At 34.5% G+C, this 2,828-nt stretch carries 2 protein-coding genes; both read left to right on the top strand.

Annotated features, from left to right (window positions below; genetic code table 11):
- Window positions 1-920: 920 nt before the first annotated feature.
- Window positions 921-1,793, top strand: a complete 873-nt coding sequence (locus tag AFK68_RS03270; RefSeq protein ID WP_094671578.1) for an EamA family transporter — start codon at window positions 921-923, stop codon at window positions 1,791-1,793.
- Between the two features lie 115 nt (window positions 1,794-1,908).
- The gene (locus tag AFK68_RS03265; RefSeq protein ID WP_094671577.1) at window positions 1,909-2,766 is read left to right on the top strand and encodes a M20/M25/M40 family metallo-hydrolase; all 858 of its coding nucleotides are present in this window, start codon (window positions 1,909-1,911) and stop codon (window positions 2,764-2,766) included.
- Window positions 2,767-2,828 lie beyond the last annotated feature (62 nt).

Here is a 2,828-nt window from a genome sequence, read left to right as displayed (position 1 = left end):
GCCTTTGACACCACTATCCATCGGCGAAACACTCGCCCTGTCAAAGTAGGTGATATAACCATCGGTGGTGGCCATCCAGTTGTAGTCCAAAAAATGAACCGAAAAGACAAATATTATAAAAGCTTTGCTATAAAAGGCTTTTAGAGAAATAAGATTTTACTTTCACACTGTATCGGAACTGCCAGAAAATAGTATAACTCGTGTAAGCACTTAATTTATATGTGATTTATTTTACTTAATAATATAGTGATATTCGGTAGGCCAAAAAATCTCATTCCAGTTTAAGTGCGGAATGTAAAGAAGTGATATTTGTTACTTTATACGCAAAAGGAGGCGATCGCATCAGAAATTCAGACATCTATTAAAAATGTAGGTTGGGTAGAACGATAGTGAAACCCAAAACAGACAAAAAACAACAACCAAGAGTAGGCGCGTGTTCAGACTAAAATTGTGTGTTAGGAGCGAGCAACGAGGGAAGACCTCTCCCCCAACCCCTCTCCTGCTCTTGAGAGGGGAGAAATGCCCCCAACGCTAGCAGGGAAGGGGGTTGGGGGGTTAGGTTTTTTAACCCACATTTTCAAGCTAGACACGCTACTACTAGACCGACACACCTTAAATAGTGCAATAGTAGGGGCGGGTTTCCCCGTTAAATTAACGCGAGCTTTCACCTAAAGTTAGATAAACCCGCCCCCCAATGATGCNAGTGCAATAGTAGGGGCGGGTTTCCCCGTTAAATTAACGCGAGCTTTCACCTAAAGTTAGATAAACCCGCCCCCCAATGATGCAGGGCACCATTTTAGATTTGTTGGTCTACTACAATACTAATTTTGTGCATTAATATCATTGGGGGTGAATTTTTTAATTTAATACGGAACCCACACCTACTATTAAAATTATTTAGTTAAGCAGGAAAATAATCAATGCCTTGGCTTTTTTTCGCTACTTCAGTAGCTTTTCTTCAATCTATGAAAGATGTTTATAATAAGACACAACTAAAAAATTTTGATGAGTATATTATTGGATGTAGTCTGACATTTTTTACCTCTTTATTTTTAAGTCCCCTATTATTTTTAATTGACATTCCTCAGTTAGGAAATAATTTTTGGTTAGCTCTATCCGTTGGTAGTTCTTTGAACGCGATCGCCTACATCCTTTACCTCAGAGCTATTAAAATTTCTGACTTATCAATTATTGCTCCTGTCACCACTTTTAGTCCCTTATTTTTGTTAGTAACTTCCCCATTAATTATCGGAGAATTTCCTCAACCACTGGGTATGACTGGTGTATTATTAATTGTAGTAGGTTCCTATCTATTAAATATTAAAGAGAAACAGAAAGGATATTTAGCTCCTTTTAGAGCAATAATTACTAATAAAGGTTCACGACTAGCTCTGTTAGTAGCTTTTATTTGGAGTATTAGCGCTAATTTTGATAAAATAGGTGTGCAAAATTCTTCACCTATTTTTTGGGGAATTTCCGTCTTTTTCACCATATCAATTTTGTTGTTACCTATTGTTTTATATAAATCACATCAGAATTTATATAAACCTAAAACTGGTGGCTGGAAATTAGCAGTCTATGGTATGATTAATTCCGTTGCAATGGGATGTCAAATGATATCCATAAATCTTACCTTTGTTGCCTATGTAATTTCTGTTAAAAGAACAAGTGCATTATTTAGCGTTATTTTGGGAAAAATAATTCTCAAAGAAAAAGGCATCAAAGAACGATTATTAGGTGCAGCAATTATGGTATCAGGAGTATTTTTAATTACTATTTCTCAACTTAAATAATCACGACTTATACAGAAACCGGGTTTATGAACTAAAATTTGCAATATCAACTATTAAATTAGGCTAATAAACCCGGTTTCTTAGTTGGGGTGCGTATGTTCTAATAATAAAAAACATGACTTTTGATTTACAGACAAGATTACAAAATCATCTAAAAGAAATAGTGCGCGATCGCGACCCATATTTTTCATCAATAGGACATTTTTATGTCAGACAATATATTTATCAGGAATTATCACAGTTCGGAAATGTAGAAATTGATGAATTTCAAGTTACAGGCAAAAATCATCAAAATTTAATCTTGAATTTACCTTCTCTGAAAAACAATAAAAAACGAGAATTACCACCAATATTAATTGGCGCTCATTATGACACAGTACCAGGTACAGCAGGAGCAGATGATAATGGTACTGGAGTAGCAGTTTTACTAGAATTAGCTAGAGAATTTTCTTCTCAACCTTTTAAATATCCAGTTAGTTTAGTTGCCTTTGATATGGAAGAATATGGATTATTAGGAAGTGAACATTATGCAGAAAAACTCAAACAAAAACAACAACAACTTAGACTAATGATATCTCTAGAAATGCTTGGTTATTGTGACTCTAATCCCAATTCTCAAAGTTATCCTCCTGGATTAAAATATTTTTATCCAAACCAGGGTAATTTTATTGCATTAATTGGTAATTTATTGACTGTTATTGATATGTTACAAATGAGTAGAAATATCAATAAAAGAGGAACTAATTGTCAGTGCTTGCCAGTACCAAATAGAGGTTTAATTGTTCCCGATACCCGTCGCAGTGACCATGCACCATTTTGGGATAGAGGATATAAAGCTATAATGATTACCGATACTGCAAATATGCGAAATCCTAATTATCATCAAAACAGTGATACTCTTGAAACTTTAGATTTAGATTTTCTCACAGGAGTCTGTCAAGGATTAATCACCGCTATAAGAAGTATTTTTTAATTAATGGATAATTGATAATTACCTTTACCTCCAGGAAAACTTTAGTTGACTGAATATAAGGA

This window comes from Hydrocoleum sp. CS-953, assembly GCF_002260545.1.
GTDB lineage: Bacteria > Cyanobacteriota > Cyanobacteriia > Cyanobacteriales > Microcoleaceae > Trichodesmium.
This window is presented reverse-complemented; position numbering and strand designations above follow the sequence as displayed.